The following is a 19,315-nucleotide window of genomic DNA, read 5'->3' as shown; positions in this document are numbered from 1 at the left end:
CGCCGCCCCGTCAGAAGTTGAACCGTATCCCCGCCGCGTAGCGGGCAAAGCCCGGCGATGCGAAGGTCACGTTGTTCTTGTGACGCAGGTGCCCGCGGCGTCCTTCGCCGGTCAGGTTGATCGCCTCGACGAAGCCGGTGAAGCCGGGGATGAACTCATAGCTCGCGCTGGCGTCGATCTGCCAATAATCCTCGACATAGAAGGGGTTGGGCCCCGACCCTGCCAGGAATTCGTCGCGCCAGTTCCACGCGACGCGCGCCTGGATCGGCCCCTTGTCGTAATAGGCGACCGCGTTGGCGCTGTCGCTGAGCCCGACGAGCGCGAACTGCGCCACCGACGAAGGCTGCGTGTTGTCGTAGGTCGCGTCGCCGTTGACGATCGTATAGTTCAGGATCACGCCGAAGCCGGTATCCCAGAAGCTGTGCTGGATCGCGAACTCCCACCCGTTGAGCGAGGCGGTCTGGTCGCTGTTGATCGGCTGGTTGATCTCGAAATTGACCAGCGGGTCGCCCGCCGCGGCATGGATGATGCCGGTATAGCTGCCAGCCGTCCCGCCGGTGATCGTCACCGTGTCGGGGAAATGTTCGAAGATATATTGCCGGATGTCGCCGACCGTCGCGTTCGCACCCAGCGCCGCGACCGCCGCCTGCCAGCGTGGTCCTTCGACCGGTGTCGTCAGCCCGAACGCCGTCGAGTCGACCCGGGTCGAAGAGATGAAATTGCTCACATCCTTGTGGAACCATCCCACCGACACATAGCTGTCGCGCCCGTAATACCATTCCGCCGACAGATCGATATTCTTCGACTTGAACGGGATCAGGCCGGGATTGCCCTGCGCGCCCGTGCCCCCGCCGACGCGGAACAGCGTGTCGAGCGTGCGCCCGCCCTGCATGCTCGCATAGTCGGGCCGGGTGATCGTGTGGCTGTACGATGCGCGCAGCTTGACGTTCTCCATCGGCGAAACATCGAGGTCGAACGCGGGGAGCCAGTTCTGGTACGACCCCTTGAAGCGCGTGAATTCGCTGTCGCCCGACAGGACGATGTTGAACTCATTCTCGCCTACCCAGTCGGTGGTCTCGGGCGCCGGTACGAGCGCCGCCGACGAGATGGTCGTCGTTTCATAACGCACGCCGGCGACGAAATGCCCGGGATTGCCCATCAGGTCGAACTGCGTCGCGACCTGCAGATAGGGTGCCAGCGTCTTTTCGCTGATCCGGCGGTCGGTGTTGAAGTTGGCGAGACAGGTTCCCGGCTGCGCCGACCCGGTCACCGGATTGCTGCACGCCTGGTAATTCTGCTCGACGAGATCGGCGAGCCGCTCGAAATCGAAGGTGTAGAAGCTGTCGATCATCCCCGGCTGCGCGAGCCCGGGGAATTTGTCGGGCAGCGTCACGAGGCTGAAGATGTCGTCGGGGATGTCCGAAGCCGGGCCGGCGCCGCCCCAGGTATCGTCGTTCTGGATCGTGCCGAAGGCCGAGCGCACCTTGCTGTCGACATAGGACACGCCGAAATCGATGCTGTCGAGGAAGCCTTCGTCATGGTCGTAATGCCCCCGCACCTGCACCTGGTTGATGCGGTTGCGGAAATAGGCGTTGCGGAAGGCGTTGCCGGTCGGGGTGATCATCGCCGGGTCGAGCGGGTCGATCCCGGGATACATGCCGTAGGAGATGACCGGCAGGTCGTTCTCGAAGTTGATCGTCTGATTCTCGACCCCGAACACCGCATTGCCGAGCGACATGCTCGACCCGAAGCGGTTGACCGGATTCACCTGCGCGGTCGAATGATGGGCGTCGAGCTCCATCGTGACGCCGCCCGGCGCTTCCCATTCGAGGTTGAAGCCCAGCGACTTGTTCTCGGCGCGGTTCTTGGTCAGCGCGCCGCTGTACGACAGATCCTTGCCGCCATAGAGGGCGTTGGGGCTCGGCACGCCCGCGGGAGCGCCGAAATGCTCCGAGTAGAAGATCGGGCCGGCGATGGGGCCGTCGGTCCACGCGCTCGACGTGTCCTCATGATTGAACCACACGCCGACGTTGCTGTTGCGCGTTTCGACGGTGTTGCGCGAATAGATATAGTCGACCGTCGCGGTCAGCCCATCGGTCGGGCGGAACTGCAGCACCGCCTGGCCGTTGATGCGCTCGCGGTCGATGTCGTTGAGGTCGTAGGACGCATTCTGCGGGACCTGGTAGACGTCGTTGCCTTCGGGGCGATTGGTGATGTTGTCGTACCGCGGATCGCCGGGCTGCGCGAGCGAGCCCCAATTGTTCTCGCTGCCCAGATAGCCATCGCGCCAGCCGACGTTCGCGGTGTTCGTGCTCGACTTGCGCTTCTGATACGACCCGGCGATCATGACGCCGATCGTGTCGTCGGCGAAGGTCGTGCTGATGATGCCCGACACCTCGGGGGTGATCGGATTCCCCTCGTTGCGCGACGTGTCGTAGACGCCCTTGACCGACAGGCTGCCGCGCAGCCCCGGATTGTCGAGCGGACGCGGGGTGCGGATGTTGATGGTCGAGCCGATGCCGCCCGATTCCACGGTCGCGCGGCCGCTCTTGTAGACCTCGACCGCAGCGATGCCTTCGGAGGCGAGGTTGGCGAAGTCGAACGAGCGCGACGAGGGCGCGCTGCCGCCGTCGCCGATCAGCGCGGTCGGGACCTGACGGCCGTTGACCGTGACCAGGTTGAACTCGGGACCAAAGCCGCGAACCGTGACCAGCGAACCCTCGCCATTCTGGCGGTCGATCGAGACGCCGGTGATGCGCTGCAACGACTCGGCGAGGTTGGTGTCGGGGAATTTGCCGATATCCTCGGCGGAGATCGCGTCGACGACGCCCTGTGCATCGCGCTTGATGTCGGCCGATGCGGCAAGGCTCGCGCGGATGCCGGTGACGACGATCGCGTCGCCGTCGGCCACGCTGTCGCCCGGCGCTTCCTGCGCCATCGCGCTCGGCGCGAAACCCATCAGCGAGCACGCCGACGTACCGACGAGCAAGCTGGCGAACCAACGCTTATGAGATGCCTGCACCCCTATCCTCCCCAATGTCAGCCGCTCATATCGGCGGCATTCGTCTTATGTGAACGTTCACTAATTGATAACGTTCTCTTTGTCAATGCGGAGCGCATACGATTGCGATGCGGATGGTGCAAAAATGCCGCACCACGGAGCGCAGCAAAAGAGCGCGCCGGAAGGCCGGAAATCAGCCCGGAAAAGCGGGTGCCCGGCTGACCATCGCAGGCAAGGGGCGGTCCATCACGCCCGCCAGCCAGTGCGCGGCATCGACCGCCGCGGGCAGCATGAGGCCGGTCGCGACGCCGCTGCGCTCCAGCATATAGGCGACATCCTCGGTCGCGACATTGCCCGCCGCGCCGGGCGCGAACGGGCAGCCGCCGAGCCCGCCGAGCGACGCGTCGACAGTCGCCGCCCCCTCTCCCACCGCGGCCCAGACATTGGCGAGGCCGGTGCCGCGCGTATTGTGGAAATGCACGCGCACCGGCAGCGGCGCGATCGCCTCGGCGACCCGCCCCACCATCTCCGCGACCTGCGCGGGCACGCCGACGCCGATCGTATCGGCGAGCGCGACTTCGCGCGGGGCCGCATCGGCGGCGCGCTTCGCCGTCTCGACGACGCGGGCGAGAGCGACCTCGCCCTCGAACGGGCAGCCGAAGGCGGTGGCGATGGTGATCTGCCCGCTCCGCCCCGCCGCCCTCGCCATTCCCACGATCTCGATCGCCGCAGCGAGCGATTCGTCCGACGACTGCCCCTGGTTGCGGATGCCGAAGCTGTCGCTCGTCACGCACACCGCGCCGAGTTCGTCGATCCGCCCGGTCGCGAGCGCGCGCTCGGCGCCGCGGCGGTTGAGCACCAGCCCGATATAGGTGACGTCGTCGCGGTCGGGCAGCAACGCCACCAGTTCGTCGGCATCGGCGAGTTGCGGCACCTTCTTCGGGTTGACGAAGCTCGTCACCTCGATCCGCCGCGCGCCATAATCGATCGCGCGGCGAACGAGCGCGGCCTTGTCGGCGGTCGCAACGATCGCCGATTCGTTCTGCAGCCCGTCGCGCGGGCCGACTTCGACCATTTCCACCGTTCGATTTTCCGCCATTTCGCGCTTCCGTTTTCGCTCGAGTCATTTTGCTGGTTGAAAATTACATAGCATGCTAAGTATATCATGACCACAAGAGTTGATGCCAGCCGCCGCAACAGGCTTCATAGACCGGCTCGGGCACCGAAAGGAACGCAATGACGATACATGGGGGAGCGCTGGACGGCATCAAGGTGGTCGAGATGGGGCAACTCATCGCGGGCCCCTTCTGCGGCCAGCTGCTCGGCGACATGGGCGCCGAGATCGTCAAGCTCGAACCGCCGGGCACCGGCGATCAGATGCGCCACTGGGGCCAGGGTGACAAGCCGAGCTGGTGGCGCGTCATCGCGCGCAACAAATATTCGGTCGCGGCCGACCTGCGCAGCGAAGAAGGCCAACAGCTGGCGCGCGACCTGATCGCGAAGGCCGATATCCTCATCGAGAATTTCCGCCCCGGCACGCTCGAGAAATGGAATCTCGACCCCGCCGAACTGCGCAAGACCAACCCGGGCCTGATCGTCGTGCGCGTGTCTGGCTATGGCCAGACCGGCCCTTATTCGGCGCGGGCCGGCTTCGGCGGCATCGGCGAGGCGATGGGCGGCTGGCGCGGCATCGTCGGCTATCCCGACCGGCCGCCCGCGCGCATGGGGGTGTCGATCGGCGACACGCTCGCCGCGACCTACGGCTGCATGGGCGCGCTCGCCGCCCTCCATCATCGCAGCAAAACTGGGGAAGGCCAGATCGTCGACTCCGCGCTCTACGAAGCGGTGCTGCAAGTGATGGAATCGACGGTGTCGGATTATTCGGCGAGCGGGACCAAGCGCCGGCGCACCGGATCGACCCTGCCCGGCATCGCGCCGTCGAACGTCTATCCGTGCCGCGACGGCGAATATCTGATCGGTGCCAACCAGGACGGCGTCTTCGCGCGCCTCGCCGCGGCGATGGGACGCCCCGGGCTCGCGACTGACGAGCGCTATGCGACGCATCGCGCCCGCGGCGCGCGGCAGGAGGAGCTCGACGCGCTGATCGGCGAATGGACGAAAGCGATGACGATCGACGAGCTGGAAGCGAAGATGGTCGAGGCCGGCGTTCCCGCGGGCCGCGTCTATGATGCCGAGGACATGCTCGCCGACCCGCATTTCGCCGCGCGCGAGGCGCTGGTCACCGTCCCCGACGAAGAGCTGGGCGAAATCCGGATGCAGGGTATCTTCCCCAAGCTGTCCGGAACCCCCGGCAGCATCCGCCGCCCCGCCCCGCTCCGCGTCGGGCAAGACGGTGCCGAGGTGCTGAAACGCTGGCTCGGCCGCGAAGGATAAGGCGATGATCACCCTCTACGGCGGCCCGACCCCCAATGCGCGCAAGATCACGATCGCACTCCTCGAAATGGAGCTCGAATGGCGGCTGGAGCCGGTCGATATCCTCGCGGGGGACCAGCTGACTCCCGAATTCCTCGCGCTCAACCCGAACAACAAGACCCCGGTGATCGTCGACGACGAGGGACCGCACGGCCCCGGCTTCGTGCTGTGGGAAACCGGCGCGATCCTGCTCTATCTCGCCGAAAAGACCGGGCGCTTCCTGCCCGCAGACCCGGTGGAGCGCGCCATCTGCTGGCAGTGGCTGATGTTTCAGGTCTCGGGTGTCGGCCCGATGTTCGGACAGGAAGCGCACTTCACCCATTATGCGAAAGACCGGCACGACTATGCGATCGAGCGCTATTCGCGCGAGGTCGACCGGCTGATGATGGTGCTCGACAAAAGGCTGGGCGAGGCCGAATGGCTCGCCGGCGACGCGTATACGGTCGCCGACATGGCGACGCTCCCCTATCTGCGCCGCCAGTTCATCGACAAGGCGGGACGCTTCCCGAACGTCGAGCGGTGGGGCGCCGCGATGCTCGAACGCCCCGCGGTCGCCGAGGGCATGCAGGTCGGCATCGCGCGCGCCGAGACGATCGAGGGCGGGCTGACCGGCTTTACCGACGAGCACCGCGCGATCCTGTGGGGCGACCGGCAGCATGTGAAGCGTTGAGGCGACTGCGGGAAGCTTACGAATGGCAAGTTTGGGGTGGATTTGAGCCATTCCCCTCCCTTTTAGGGAGGGGTTAGGGGTGGGTGCGCGAGCGGAGCGAGCCCACGAAAGAACGCCGCCTTCGGCGGCTACCCACCCCCAGCCCCTCCCTAAAAGGGAGGGGAGAAGGTATGGCTGTTATCGACCGCAACCAAACCTCCGGCCTCAATCCCCCTTCACCGCCGCATGGTTCGCATCGCCGAACATGTTCGACCATTCCTTTTCGTCCAGCGCCTGATGCCGCCCGACATATTTCGCCGGCGCCTTCAGATCCTCGCGGTTCATCGCACGCGCGACGGCGGGCCGTTCGCGGATGCGTTCGAACCAGCGGTGCATCGCCGGCCATTCGTCGAGCCCCATCCCCATGACGAAGGCCGAGGCGCGGCCGGGCCAGATCGCCATGTCGGCGATCGTATAATCGTCGCCGGCGACATAGGCGCTCTTTTCCAGCCGCCGTTCGAGCACGGTGAGCAGCCGATTGAGTTCCTTGGTATAGCGTTCGATCGCATAATCCTGCCCCGCGGGCGCATAGCGCAGAAAATGGCTCGCCTGCCCGCCCATCGGGCCGAGCCCCGCGACCTGCCACGTCAGCCACGACAGCGCCGCCGCGCGCGGCGCGCCCGACGCGGGCAGGAAGCGCCCGCTCTTTTCGGCCAGATATTGCAGGATCGCGCCCGATTCGAACACGGTGACCGGGTCGCCGCCGCCCGCCGGGTCCCGGTCGACGATCGCCGGCAGCTTGTGGTTCGGATTGATGCGCCCGAATTCGGCGGTAAGCTGATCGCCCTCGAATATGTCGTAGGCGATCACGCGACAGGGCTCGGCGATCTCTTCGAGCATGATCGCGATCTTCTGGCCGTTCGGCGTCGCCGAATAGTGAAGGTCGATCATCAGCCGACCTCATGGAAGACGTGCCGGACCCCGAAGCTCGTGACCTCGCCGACGCCGACCGCCAGCGTGCCGTTGAGCCAGCGATATGTTTCGCTCGCGGTCTCGAACACCGCCGCGATGCGCAGATAATAGCGCGACGGATCGACGGGCGGCTTGGCGGGGTCGGCGAACAGCACGCGGACGTCGTCGGGGATCAGGCTGCGCCCGGTGTAGGTCAGATAGATGAGGTCGCCCTCGTCGGTCTTCCACACCGCCCGCGCATCGAAGGTCCCCACAGCGGCGTCGCCGAGTCGCCCCGAGCGCGGCCAGTTGCCGCCTCCGGGCAGGACTTCTCCGCTGATCCGCGGCCCCGATATGCGTCCACCGGTGACATAGCCGACGCGCTGTTCGCCGAAGGGCGACGCGCCAATCGCGATAATTCCGCCACTTACGTCGAATTCGACGGTGCAGAGGTGGCGGCTTTCGAGCGCGGGCGGAACCGGCGCCGAAACTTGCTGGGTCATGCTGAATCCTCCTTCCAAGACTATGGACAAGTATAAAACCATTAGTATACTAAGGGTCAATCAGATTGACGGATGGAGCCGCTTCGGCGTCTCCCGCGACCGTCGACGGGATCACTCAATGGGAGGGTGCATATGAAGGCTCTGAATCATCTTCTGCTGTCGGGCGCGGCGATTGCCGCGATGACGTCCTATGCCGTTCCGGCGTTCGCGCAAGCGAGCGACGCAGGCGATGCGGCGGCGGCGAGCGACAGCGGCGGCGGCAACGAAATCATCGTCACCGCGCAGAAGCGCGAGCAGAGCCTGCAGGACGTGCCCATCTCGATGGAGGTCGTCAGCGGCCAGAAGCTCGCCGAATTCAACTCGAACGACATCAAGGCGGTGATGAACTACACGCCGAACGTCTTCGTCCAGTCGACCGCGGGCAACGACGTCATCTATATCCGCGGCTTCGGCTCGCCGCCGGCCAACTTCGCCTTCGACCAGTCGGTGTCGCTCTATGTCGACGGCGTCTATGCCGGCCGCTCGCGCCAGGCGCAGGCGCCCTTCTTCGACCTCGCGCGCGTCGAGGTGCTACGCGGCCCGCAGGGCGCGCTGTTCGGCAAGAACACCGCGGCGGGCGCGGTCAGCGTCGTTTCGGCGGGCCCGACGAGCACGCCCGAAGGCGCCTTCACCGCGCTCTATAATTTCGACCACAAGGGCATCGACGTCTCGGGCTATATCTCGGGCCCGATCAGCGACACGCTGAGCGCGCGCCTCGCCTACAAGATCGTCAACCAGGATGGCTATATCCGCAATCTGGCGACCAACCACGACGACCCCGAGGTGCGCCAGCAGCTCGCGCGCCTGACGCTGAAATGGGAGCCGTCGAGCGACTTCGACTATACGGTGAAGGCCGAATATGCGAACCGCGACGTCATCGGCGGCATCACCGTGTCGAGCCCGCTCGACGGCCCGCAGGATCCGCACACGACGCGCTATCTCGAACGCTCGGCGCTCGGCGACGAAGGCACGCGGACCGAATCGGTGATGGTGTCGGGCACCGGCAATATCGCGCTCGGCGATTACACACTGACCTCGGTCACCGGCTACTCGTGGTTCAACGCCAACATCGTCAACGGCTTCGACCAGACGATCCCCGGCGGCGGCGGCGCAGCGACCAACAATTCGGTCTACAACAGCTTCCCCGAACGTTTCGACCAATTCTCGCAGGAACTGCGCATCCTGTCGCCGACGGGCCGCACCTTCGAGTTCATCGCGGGCGCCTATTACGACCGCTCAAACTACCGGCTCGACCAGCTCCAGGGCTTCAACATCGAGGATCTGTTCGGCAGCCCCTATTTCGGCCGCATCGACAGTCGCTTCAACCAAAAGGCCGAAAGCTGGTCGGTCTTCGGCCAGGGCACGCTGAACCTCAGCGACGCCTTCCGCATCATCGGCAGCCTGCGCTACAGCCACACGAGCAAGGATGGCGATTTCGCCTCCCGCCTCGTCTACGGCCCCTTCGCGATCCGCCCGATCTCGAGCGCCGAGGGTTCGATCAGCGAGGGCAATGTCGACCCCTCGATCACGCTGCAATATGACATCGCGCCGCGCGTCATGGTCTATGCGACCTATGGCCGCGGGTCGAAATCGGGCGGCTTCGTGTCGAACACGCTCGGAACGGTCGATTCGACCTTCACCTTCGAGCCCGAACGCTCGACCAACTATGAGGCGGGCATCAAGTCGACGTTGTTCGATGGCGCGGTGGTCGCCAACGTGTCGGCCTATCACACCGAGTTCAAGGATCTGCAGGTCTCGGTCTATCAGCCCGAATCGTCGAGCTACCTGACCGGGAACGCCGCGAGCGCGACGTCGAAGGGAATCGAGGGGTCGCTCAGCATCTTCCCCTTCCCCAACTTCGACGTCACCGCGTCGGGCGCCTATCAGGATATCAAATACGACGATTATCCGGGCGCGGCCTGCCTCGCCTCGCAGCCCGCCACCTGTACGCCCGCGACCAACAACCTCGCCGGCTACAGCCCCGCCTATACGTCGAAATGGACGGGCAGCATGACGGCGCATGCGCGCTTCGACCTGCCGAGCGACCTGAAGCTCGATATCACCGGGGTCGCCGCGGGCCGGTCGAAATATTTCGACTCCGACGACCAGAGCCCGATCTTCGGCGTCCAGAAAGGCTATGTGAAGCTCGACCTGCGCGTCCAGCTGTCGGATCAGGACGCAGGCTGGCATCTCGCGCTGGTCGGCAAGAATCTGACCAACCAGCTCACGACCGGCAGCGCCTTCCGCCTGCCCGCGCCGATCACCGGCGTGTCGCGCGCGATCCTCTACCTCGAACCCACCCGCAATATTTCGGTCGAGGCCGGGTTCAAATTCTGATGTCCCAGCGATCGGCCGCGATCGACGCTTTCCTCGACAGGGAAGCGGCGGTCGCGGCCGTGACCTCTTACGCGGGCGCACTCGACGCGCGCGACTGGGATGCCTATCACGCCCTCTTCACCGACGAGATCGCGATCGATTACGGCGCGATCGGTTCGCTCGTCGCCATCATCCCTGCCGACGAATGGACAAACCGCTGCCGCGCGCTCGAAGGCTTCGATGCGACCGCGCACCGGCTCCACAACATCGTCACGGCAATCGACGGCGACGCGGCGCTGGTCACCAGCATCGTCGATGCCGCCCATTTCATCGCCCTCGATGACCGAGAATTGATGGGCGATCTCATCGGCCATTATGCCCACCGCCTCGTTCGCGAGAACGGCTGGAAAATTGCCGGCGTCACCTTGACCGTCGTTGGCTATCCCGCCGGCAAAGCCGCCTTCGACGCGGCCTTCGCCGCCGCGCGCGCCATTTTTGCCGAAAGACACGCCCGATGATCGACGTCTATTTCACGCCCACTCCCAACGGCCACAAGGTCTCGATCATGCTCGAAGAGACCGGGTTGCCGCACCGGCTGCTCAAGATGGACATGCTGGCGGGCGATCATCTGACCCCCGAATATCGGCGCATCAACCCCAATGGCCGCCTACCTGCGATCATCGATCATGAGCCCTTAGGCGGCGGCGCGCCGCTGCCCATATTCGAGAGCGGCGCGATCCTGCTCTATCTCGCCGAAAAGAGCGGGCAACTGCTTCCCGCCGACCCGCGGCGGCGCAGCCAGGCGCAGCAATGGCTGATGTGGCAAATGGCGAGCTTCGGCCCGATGCAGGGCCAGGCCCACCACTTCATTCGTTACGCACCCGAGGGGCAAAGCTATCCGGTCGAACGCTATCGCAACGAAACGCTGCGTCTGCTCCACGTCCTCGACGGGCGGCTGCGCGAGGCCGACTATCTGGCCGAGGAATATTCGGTCGCCGACATCGCATGCTGGCCGTGGACGCGCGCGATCCGCGCCATCGGGCTGGCCCTTGACGACTATCCCGCGGTCGCCGACTGGTTCGCACGCATCGGCGAGCGCCCCGCGGTGATCGCCGGCACGGACGTCAAGAATGCCGCCAACCTGTCGAGCGCGCGCCCGGTGCTGACCGACGAACAATGGTCGAACCTGTTCGGGAAGAATATGCTGGAAGCGCCGACGCGCTAATTCCCTTCATCAAACCGTGTCGGCATGCCCCCATTGATATTCGACCTTCCCGTTCAGCCGCCGCACCGCAACCCAGTCGCCACCCGCCAGGCTGTCGTCCCCGATCAGCGCCATGACCCCCTCGGCGATGTCTTCGGGCCTGCAGGCCTCGTTGTTCGCGAGCACCGTTTTCATCCACTCGGACTTACCGCCAGCTCCGGTCGTGTCGAGGATCGGCGTGTCGACCAGCCCCGGCAGCATGCCCGCGACGCGAACGTTGCACTCCTCCTTCAGGGACGCGCAGCAGCGGGTGAACATCATCACCGCCGCCTTGGTGGTCGCATACATCGCGTCATAGAATCCGGTCCCGAGCGCGACGGTCGAAACCGTGTTGACGATCACCCCGCCACCGCGCGCCTTCATGGCCTGCGCGGCGATCTGCGTTGCCGCGATTAGCGACGTCACGTTGACGTTGACGATCCAAGCGATCCGCGCCGCATCGACGTCGGGAAACTGGGGCAAGCCCGACACGACCCCCGCATTATTGTGCAAGATGTCGACGTCGCCATGCGCTTGGAACCACGTCTCGGTCGCGGCGACGTCCGACAGGTCGAGCCGGTGGACGCTCGCCCGCGCGCCCGCGGCTTCGACCAGTCGCGCGGTTTCCGCGAGCCCCGCTTCATTGACATCGACCAGCGCGACCTCCGCCGCCCCACGCGCGGCCAGCATCACCGCCGTCGCGCGGCCGATACCGCCTGCGGACCCGGTCACGATCGCCGTCTTGGCGTTGATATCCATGGCTTCTCTCCCGCCTATCCTGCCGCTACCGTAAAGCACATTGACAGATAAACTTAAATACCTAAGTATTTTTCGAACGAGAAGACTCGTCGCGTTGAGGAGAGTTATGTCAGAGGCCACCGTCGTCGATCGCGGCACCGCCGCGTCCGGTTCCAGCCTCGCGCTGCGCCGCAATCTGGCGCTCGCAATGCTGTTCCTCGTCGGGACGATCAACTTCGTCGACCGCCAACTGCTGTCGGTGCTCGTCGAGCCGATCCGGGCCGAGATGCAGTTCAGCGATACCCAGTTCGGGCTGCTGACCGGTCTCGCCTTCGCGCTCTTCTATGCCGCGATGGGGGTCCCTGTCGCGATGATCGCCGATCGCTGGAACCGGGTGAAGCTGATCGGAATCGCGTGCGTCGTGTGGAGCGGCTTCACCGCCGCGTGCGGCATGGTGTCGAATTTCTGGCAACTGGCATTGATGCGCTTCGGCGTCGGTGCTGGCGAGGCGGGCGGTACCGCGCCGTCGCTGTCGGTGATCGCCGACCTCTACCCATCGGCGCAGCGCCCGCTCGCGATCGGCCTCTTCACGCTGAACGGCCCGTTCGGCGTCTTCGTCGGCGCCGCCTTCGGCGCGTGGGCCGCGGCGAACATCGGCTGGCGCAATGCCTTTCTGGTCATCGGGGTGGTCGGCGTCATCGTCGCGCCGCTGCTGATCTGGCTGGTGCGCGAGCCCGCGCGCGGCGCGATGGACGCGCACAAGCCCGCCGACGAAGCCCTGCCCTTCGCGCAGAGCCTCGCCATGTTCGTCCGCCGCCCGTCGCTGCGCATGGTGATGATCGGCAGCGGCCTCGCCGCCTTCGTCAGCTATGGCATGCTCAACTGGATCCCCGCCTTCCTGATGCGGACGCAGGGCATGCCGCTCGACGCGATGGCCACCTGGTTCGCCCCTGCCGCGGGCATCACCTTCGGTATCGGCATCCTCGGCGGCGGCTGGCTGGTCAGCCACGCCGCGAAGCGCTCGCCGCGCGCCTATGGATCGATCCCCGCGCTCGCGACCGCCGTGCTGATCCCGACGTTCGCTGCCGCGCTGCTCGTCGATACATGGCAGCTCTCGCTCGCGCTGATGCTGATCCCGATGGCCGCGTGCACCGCCTATGTCGCCCCCGCGCTGGCGCTGGTCCAGAACCTGACCCCGCCGCGCAGCCGTGCGACCGCGGCGGCGGTGTTGATGCTGATGTTCAACATCGTCGGCCTCGGGCTCGGCCCGCTGTTCATCGGCGTCGTCAGCGACGCGCTCAAGCCGGGGCACGGCGACGAAAGCCTGCGCTGGGCGCTGATGACGATCATCCCCTTCGCGGTCGCCGCCGGTCTCGCGCAGTTCGCGATGACGCGCCATCTCGAAAAGGATTTCGCCGAATGACCGAGGTGACCGGAAAGACCGCCTTCATCACCGGCGGCGCAAGCGGCATCGGCCTTGCGACCGCGCGCGCCTTGGCGGCGAAAGGCGCGCGCGTCATTCTGGCCGACATCGACGGCGCCGGCGCCATCGCGGCCGCCGAAGCGCTGCGCGGCGAAGGCGCCGATGCGCTCGGTCTCCAACTCGATGTCACCGACGAGGCGAGTTGGACGAAGGCCGGCACCGCCGCGCGCGATTTCGGACCGGTGCGCATCCTGTTCAGCAATGCCGGGGTCGGCGGCGGGTCGGGACCGTTCGAGCAGTATGACACCGACGTCTGGCGCTGGAACTATGCCGTCAACGCGCACGCCCACCTCTATGCCTGCCGCACCTTCCTCGGCGACATGAAGGCGAGCGGCGAGCCGAGCCACCTCGTCATCACTTCGTCGATGGTCGCGATCGTGCCGCCGCCGATTTCGGTCGCCTATATCAGCTCCAAATATGCGACGCTGGGCATCGCGATGGCGCTGCGCAACGAACTCGCCGAGACCTGCGTCGATATTTCGGTGCTGATGCCCGGCATGTCGGCGACACGGATCGTCGAGACGACGCGCGATCTTCGGCCGGTCGACCAGGAGGTCGGCAAAGCGGCCGCGACGAGCCAGGCGATGCAGGGCGTCCTCGCAGGCGGCATGTCGCCCGACAGGATCGGCGCGCGCGTCGCACAGGCGATCGAGAATGGCGATTACTGGATCTTCACCCACCCCGAATGGAAGGCGATGGCCGAACTGGTGACCCAGGATATGCTGTCGGCGTTCGGGCCGTCGGCCGATCCGGCGTACAGGGGCGACGATATCGATGGGCTGATCGCGGCCAATGGCGGCCGCATGTTCGGCGCGAAACACTAGGAGAGAAACATGGCCGAAGAGAATGAGATCCGCGACATGGCGAAGCGCTTCTTCGACGCGATCGAAGCGGGCGACATCGAAACGATGCAGGACAGCTTCACCCCCGACGCCGAGATCTGGCACAACACCGACGAGTTGATCGTCACCCCCGCGCAGACCGCGCAGACGCTGACCGGCATGGTCGCGCGGATCAAGGACCGCGAATATGCCGACCGTCGCCTCACCGCCTTTCCCGGCGGCTTCGTCCAGCAGCATGTCCTGAAGGGCAAGCGCGTCCACGACGACGGCGAGGTCCGCCTGCCCTGCGCGATCATCTGCAAGGTCGAGAATGGCAAGATCACGCGGCTCGACGAATATTTCGATTCGGCGCACGTTGCCGAATTCCGCAAGTTCGCGAACGCCTGAGGAGTATCCCATGCCCGTCCTGCGCCAGGTTCCCCGCTCGGAAGTCACCGACGAGACCGTCACCGCCTATTACAACCGCCTGTTCGGGGAGCGCGATCCGGTGGCCGAGCCCGGCACCGCGACGGGCACGCCCGGCGACTGGTGGACTGTTTTCGCACTGTCGCCCGACATCTTCGAACATGCGGTCAAGGGCTTCGCCGTCTATCGCAACCCCGCCCGCACGATCGACCCGGTTCTTCGCGAACTCGGCCAGACGCGCGCCGGCTGGGTCAAGGGCAGCCAGTTCGTCTTTTCGCAACATTGCAAGTCGCTCCGCGGCCTTGGCGTCAGCGAGGAGAAGATCGCGGGCATCCCCTATTGGACCGTCGCCGACTGCTATAGCGAGCAGGAACGCACGGTGCTCGCCTATGCCGACTGCCTCAGCCAGGCCGGAGGGCGCGTGCCGCTCGAAGTGTTCGACAAGCTCAAGACCTTCTGGAACGACGAGCAGATCTTCGAGTTCACCTACATCACCTGCCTTTACGACATGCACGCGGTGATCACCCGCGCGCTGCGCATGGAATATGACGCGCGCGAGGACCCGATCGTCGAGATCGCTGCACCCGAAGGCTTCAGCGCCGCCGACTTCCTCAGCGCGCCGCGGCCGAAATCCGAATGAGCGGTTTCGGCGCGCCCGAGGTCGTCGCGACGGGCCTTCGGTTTCCCGAAGGGCCGGTGCCGATGCCCGACGGGTCGGTGCTGCTTGTCGAGATCGCGCGCGGCACGCTGACCCGCGTCTTGGCCGATGGTAGCCTGTCGGTCGTCGCCGAGCTTGGCGGCGGGCCGAACGGGCTGGCGATCGGCCCGGACGGCGGCGCTTATGTCTGCAACAACGGCGGCTTCCAGTGGGTCGAGGCCGGCCCGCTGCTCTTCCCCGGGCATGCCGCCAACGAGGCGGCTTGCGGGTCGATCCAGCGCGTCGATCTCGCCACGGGCGCGGTGACGACGCTCTACGACGGGTTCGAGGGTGAAGCGCTGAAAGGGCCGAACGACATCGTCTTCGATGGCCACGGCGGCTTCTGGTTCACCGATCACGGCCAGGTGCGCGCCAGTGGCCGCGATCATGGCGCGATTTATTACGCCAAGACCGATGGCTCGCATATCACCCGCCAGCGCGCCGAGGTGATGGGCCCGAACGGCATCGGCCTCTCACCCGACGGCCGGACGCTCTATGTCAGCGAGACGATGACCGCGCGCGTCTGGGCGATGGATGTCGTCGCACCGGGCGAACTCGCGCCGCCGCCGCCGTGGGCGCCCGGCCGCTTCGTCGGCACGCCGCCGTCCTTTCGCCTGCTCGACAGCCTGGCGGTCGAGGAAAGCGGGCGCATCTGCGTCGGCACGATGGTCGAGGGCGGGATCACCATCTTCGATCCCGACGGCGGCCCGCCCGATTTCCTGCCGCTGCCCGACATCGGCATCACCAACATCGCCTTCGGCGGCCCCGATCGGCGCGACGCCTATATCACCGCGTCGACGACGGGAACGATCTATCGCGTGCGCTGGCCCCGATCCGGGCTGCCGTTGCATTAATCGTCAATTTACTTGACAGTTAGCGCAGAATATGCGAGAAAGCGAAACTGAGAGGATGGCCATGAAATTTTATACCAGCGTCGGCCCCAATCCCCGCGTCGTGGCGCTGTTCATGGCGGAAAAGGGGATCAGCATTCCCGAGGTCGTGGTCGACCTTCGCGGCGGAGAGAACCGGCGCGCGCCCTATAATGTCGACGTCAATCCCGCGGGTCAGACCCCGGCGCTCGAACTCGACGACGGCACGATCCTCACCGAAATCACCGCGATCTGCGAATATCTCGAGGAGCGCTTTCCCGATCCCGCGCTGATCGGCACGACGCCCGAGGAGCGCGCGGCAACGCGCATGTGGACGCGCCGCATCGACCTCAAGATCTGCGAGCCGCTCGCCAACGGCTTCCGCTTCGCCGAGGGGCTGCCCCTCTTCGAATCGCGGATGCGCTGCCTGCCCGAGGCGGCGGCGGGGCTGAAAGCCGTTGCGCAGGACGGGCTCCGATGGCTCGATCCGCTGATCGCCGAACGCGAATTCGTCGCCGGCGACCGGATCAGCCTGGCGGACATTCTGCTCTTCGCATTCCTCGATTTCGGGGCCGGGGTGGGACAGCCGCTCGACCCCGCCAATGGCAATATCCTGCGCTGGTACGAGGGCATGAAGGCCCGGCCCAGTGCCAACCCCAGCTAAGACAAAGGAGACGGATGATGGCAGAGACGAATAGCGAATTCGAGTTTTGCGGCGTCAACCATTTGGCGCTCGTGTGCAAGGACATGGCGAAGACGGTCGAATTCTATCGCGACATCCTCGGCATGCCGCTGACCAAGACGATCGACCTGCCTGGCGGGCGCGGCCAGCATTTCTTCTTCGACATCGGCAATGGCGACAGCCTCGCCTTCTTCTGGTTCCCGAATGCGCCCGAAGCGGCGCCGGGTGTGTCGGCCCCTGCGGCGCTGCCGACAAAAGGCAGCTTCGTGTCGGCGCACGGTTCGATGAATCATATCGCGATCAACGTCCGCGCCGAGAAATTCGACGAATATTACCAGCGGCTGGTCGACAAGGGCGTCGAGGTGACGCCGATCCTCAACCACGACAACTCGCCGACCCAGTCGTCGCCCGAAATGAACGACGACGTCTTCGTCCGCTCGGTCTACTTCTTCGACCCGGACGGCGTGTGCCTCGAATTCGCGGCCTGGACTAAGGTGTTCGACGAAAGCGACGTCGCGCACGATCCGATCCGCGCCGACGGCACCAAGGCCGAGGGCATGATCACAGGCCGCACGCCGGTCCCGGCGGAATAGATTTCTCCTCTGAGAAGACCCCTGGAGCCCGGCGTTCGCGCCGGGCTTTTTTTGCACGAAGGCGGCGACCGGATTGGGCCGGAAGCGGTCATACCTTCTCCCCTCCCTTTTAGGGAGGGGCTGGGGGTGGGTAGCCGCCGAAGGCGGCGTTCTTTGTAGGCTCGCTCCGCTCGCGCACCCACCCCTAACCCCTCCCTAAAAGGGAGGGGGATGGCTCAAATCACCCCAAAAGCGGGCGCATCCCTACCCTACGGCGCGATCGCGGCCTTCCCAATAGGGGGTGCGCAATTCGCGCCGCAGCACCTTGCCGGAAGGATTGCGCGGCAGCGCGTCGAGGAAGTCGACGCTCTTGGGCGTCTTATAGGCCGCGATCCGCTCACGCACCCAGGCGATTACCTCGCCCGGATCGGGAGCCGCACCGGGCACGGGCACGATCAGAGCCTTTACCGCCTCACCCCATTTGTCGTCGGGAACGCCGATCACCGCGACGTCGGCGACCCCGGGGCAGCCCATGATCGCGCTCTCGACCTCGGCCGGATAGATATTCTCGCCGCCCGACACGATCATGTCCTTGATCCGGTCGTGGACGAAATAAAAGCCGTCGGCGTCGCGATAGCCGACGTCGCCGGTGTGCAGCCAGCCGTCGACCACCGTCTCCCCGGTCGCCTCGGGCCGATTCCAATATTGCTTCATCACGATGTCGCCGCGGATCGCGATCTCGCCGATCTCGCCGTCGCCCATCGCCCGTCCCTCGCCATCGAGGATCGCCATCTCGGTCCCCGGCCACGGCTGGCCGCACGAGGTAAGCTTGCCCGGCAGGTTGTGTGCCGCAGGCGACAGATAGGAGCCGCCGCCCGAGCTTTCGGTCATGCCATAGAATTGCACGAAGTCGCAGCCGAAGGTCGTCCGCGCGCGGCGCAGCACATCCTCAGCGATCGGCGAGGCGCCATAGGCGATCGAACGGAGCTGCGAATAATCGCCGGCCGCCGCCTCGGGCTGCTGCAGCATCATCTGGATCATCGCCGGCGCGAGGAAGGCGTGCGCAACCTTCTCCTCGTTCATCATGCGGATCGCGTCGGGCGCAGCGAAATCCTTGACCAGCACCAACCGCCCGCCCTGTGCGAGGCCCGAAAAGCTGACGTTCGTGCCCGCAACGTGGAACAGCGGCATGACGATCATCACCGTCTCGTCCTCGCCATAGGCGAAGCCGTCGACCTCGGTCGCCATTTCCAGGAAGCGGCGGTAGTTTTTATTCGCGAGCACCACACCTTTCGGCCGCCCGGTGGTGCCGCTGGTGTAGAGCTGAAGCACATCGTCGCCGAGGTGTGGCTCGTCGGCGGGCGGCGTCGCAGGGGCATCGCCCAACCACGCATCGAGGCTCTCGAAGGCCGGATGTCCGCCGTAGAGCGCGATCAGCCGCGGCGGATTGTCGAGTTCCGCGACCGCTGCGAGCGCGGTGTCGAAGAAATCCTCGCCGACGAACAGCAGCTTCGGCGCCGCATCGCCGAGAATGAAGGCGATCTCACCTGCCGCGAGCCGGCAGTTGACCGGCGCGAGGCAGGCGCGCGCCCGCGCGGTTCCGAAAAAGAGCGGATACCATCCGTCGTGATTCTTGCTGAGCACCGAGACGCGATCCCCCGGAACCACGCCCGAAGCGATCAGCGCGTTCGCGACGCGGTTCGACCGCGCATCGAGTTCGGCGAAGCTCGTCTCGCGCGTCCCGAACTTCACCGCGATCGCATCGCCGCGCGCGCGCGCCTGCGCGGCCGGAATATCGGCCAGCGTCCTTATCGCATCCAGATCGATCATTTCGCTCTCCCACCGTCACTTTGACCTTGAATTAGATAGAATACTAAGCAAATGTTTGACCA

The 19,315-nt window shown here is 65.6% G+C and carries 18 protein-coding genes; 12 read left to right on the top strand and 6 right to left on the bottom strand.

Annotated elements, in window-relative coordinates; translation table 11 throughout:
- Positions 1–10: 10 nt before the first annotated feature.
- Both CD928_RS01035 and CD928_RS01030 read right to left on the bottom strand, forming a co-directional pair.
- Complete coding sequence (locus tag CD928_RS01035; protein WP_369679292.1) at positions 11–3,022, bottom strand: TonB-dependent receptor; 3,012 nt, start codon at positions 3,020–3,022, stop codon at positions 11–13.
- 172 nt (positions 3,023–3,194) lie between these two features.
- Positions 3,195–4,100 (bottom strand): hydroxymethylglutaryl-CoA lyase, encoded by a 906-nt coding sequence (locus tag CD928_RS01030; protein WP_095383717.1) that lies wholly within the window; start codon positions 4,098–4,100, stop codon positions 3,195–3,197.
- Positions 4,101–4,237: 137 nt separating this feature from the next.
- Here CD928_RS01030 and CD928_RS01025 point away from each other — a divergent pair, with 137 nt between their 5' ends.
- Positions 4,238–5,395 carry a CaiB/BaiF CoA-transferase family protein gene (locus CD928_RS01025; protein WP_095383714.1) on the top strand — a complete coding sequence of 386 codons (1,158 nt, stop codon included), beginning with the start codon at positions 4,238–4,240 and terminating at the stop codon, positions 5,393–5,395.
- A gap of 4 nt (positions 5,396–5,399) precedes the next feature.
- Positions 5,400–6,104, top strand: a complete 705-nt coding sequence (locus tag CD928_RS01020; protein WP_095383711.1) for a glutathione S-transferase family protein — start codon at positions 5,400–5,402, stop codon at positions 6,102–6,104.
- Between the two features lie 204 nt (positions 6,105–6,308).
- On the opposite strand, the gene CD928_RS01015 is transcribed toward CD928_RS01020, so the two are convergent.
- Complete coding sequence (locus tag CD928_RS01015; protein ID WP_095383708.1) at positions 6,309–7,034, bottom strand: glutathione binding-like protein; 726 nt, start codon at positions 7,032–7,034, stop codon at positions 6,309–6,311.
- The gene (locus CD928_RS01010) at positions 7,034–7,537 is read right to left on the bottom strand and encodes a DUF3237 domain-containing protein (protein ID WP_176473396.1); all 504 of its coding nucleotides are present in this window, start codon (positions 7,535–7,537) and stop codon (positions 7,034–7,036) included. Before CD928_RS01010 ends, CD928_RS01015 begins: the two co-directional genes overlap by 1 nt.
- 132 nt (positions 7,538–7,669) lie before the next feature.
- On the opposite strand from CD928_RS01010, the gene CD928_RS01005 reads away from it, so the two are divergent.
- Genes CD928_RS01005 through CD928_RS00995 form a run of 3 tightly spaced genes read left to right on the top strand, consistent with a single transcriptional unit; the run spans position 7,670 to position 11,117 of the window.
- A complete protein-coding gene (locus tag CD928_RS01005; protein ID WP_176473395.1) occupies positions 7,670–9,913 on the top strand; it encodes a TonB-dependent receptor in 2,244 nt (747 codons plus the stop codon).
- Positions 9,913–10,410, top strand: coding sequence for a nuclear transport factor 2 family protein (locus tag CD928_RS23245; protein WP_176473394.1), 498 nt, complete (start codon positions 9,913–9,915; stop codon positions 10,408–10,410). The genes CD928_RS01005 and CD928_RS23245 overlap by 1 nt, the downstream gene beginning before the upstream one ends.
- Entirely contained in the window at positions 10,407–11,117 is a 711-nt protein-coding gene (locus CD928_RS00995; protein ID WP_095383696.1) for a glutathione S-transferase N-terminal domain-containing protein, read from the top strand. The genes CD928_RS23245 and CD928_RS00995 overlap by 4 nt, the downstream gene beginning before the upstream one ends.
- Before the next feature lie 9 nt (positions 11,118–11,126).
- On the opposite strand, the gene CD928_RS00990 is transcribed toward CD928_RS00995, so the two are convergent.
- Complete coding sequence (locus CD928_RS00990) at positions 11,127–11,894, bottom strand: SDR family NAD(P)-dependent oxidoreductase (RefSeq protein ID WP_095383694.1); 768 nt, start codon at positions 11,892–11,894, stop codon at positions 11,127–11,129.
- Positions 11,895–12,000: 106 nt separating this feature from the next.
- On the opposite strand from CD928_RS00990, the gene CD928_RS00985 reads away from it, so the two are divergent.
- The 7 genes from CD928_RS00985 to CD928_RS00955 all read left to right on the top strand — a co-directional run bounded on the left by CD928_RS00985 (position 12,001) and on the right by CD928_RS00955 (position 17,444).
- Positions 12,001–13,296 (top strand): MFS transporter, encoded by a 1,296-nt coding sequence (locus CD928_RS00985; RefSeq protein ID WP_095383691.1) that lies wholly within the window; start codon positions 12,001–12,003, stop codon positions 13,294–13,296.
- Positions 13,293–14,180 carry an SDR family oxidoreductase gene (locus CD928_RS00980; RefSeq protein ID WP_095383688.1) on the top strand — a complete coding sequence of 296 codons (888 nt, stop codon included), beginning with the start codon at positions 13,293–13,295 and terminating at the stop codon, positions 14,178–14,180. The genes CD928_RS00985 and CD928_RS00980 overlap by 4 nt, the downstream gene beginning before the upstream one ends.
- Before the next feature lie 9 nt (positions 14,181–14,189).
- Complete coding sequence (locus CD928_RS00975; protein ID WP_095383685.1) at positions 14,190–14,585, top strand: nuclear transport factor 2 family protein; 396 nt, start codon at positions 14,190–14,192, stop codon at positions 14,583–14,585.
- A 10-nt stretch (positions 14,586–14,595) separates the two neighbouring features.
- Positions 14,596–15,243: a carboxymuconolactone decarboxylase family protein gene (locus CD928_RS00970; protein WP_095383682.1), complete on the top strand. Its 648-nt coding sequence runs from the start codon at positions 14,596–14,598 to the stop codon at positions 15,241–15,243.
- Complete coding sequence (locus CD928_RS00965) at positions 15,240–16,154, top strand: SMP-30/gluconolactonase/LRE family protein (protein ID WP_095383679.1); 915 nt, start codon at positions 15,240–15,242, stop codon at positions 16,152–16,154. The genes CD928_RS00970 and CD928_RS00965 overlap by 4 nt, the downstream gene beginning before the upstream one ends.
- A 61-nt stretch (positions 16,155–16,215) precedes the next feature.
- On the top strand, positions 16,216–16,833 hold the full coding sequence (locus CD928_RS00960) for a glutathione S-transferase family protein (RefSeq protein WP_095385068.1): 618 nt from the start codon (positions 16,216–16,218) through the stop codon (positions 16,831–16,833).
- Between the two features lie 17 nt (positions 16,834–16,850).
- Positions 16,851–17,444 carry a VOC family protein gene (locus CD928_RS00955; RefSeq protein WP_255246998.1) on the top strand — a complete coding sequence of 198 codons (594 nt, stop codon included), beginning with the start codon at positions 16,851–16,853 and terminating at the stop codon, positions 17,442–17,444.
- Positions 17,445–17,687: 243 nt separating this feature from the next.
- Here the strand turns inward: CD928_RS00955 and CD928_RS00950 are convergent, their stop codons facing one another.
- Positions 17,688–19,253, bottom strand: a complete 1,566-nt coding sequence (locus tag CD928_RS00950) for a long-chain-fatty-acid--CoA ligase (protein ID WP_095383673.1) — start codon at positions 19,251–19,253, stop codon at positions 17,688–17,690.
- Positions 19,254–19,315 lie beyond the last annotated feature (62 nt).

Source organism: Sphingopyxis sp. GW247-27LB (assembly GCF_002277025.1).
GTDB lineage: Bacteria > Pseudomonadota > Alphaproteobacteria > Sphingomonadales > Sphingomonadaceae > Sphingopyxis.
Note: the sequence above shows the minus strand (reverse complement) of the source record. Positions and strands in the feature narration are given on the sequence as shown.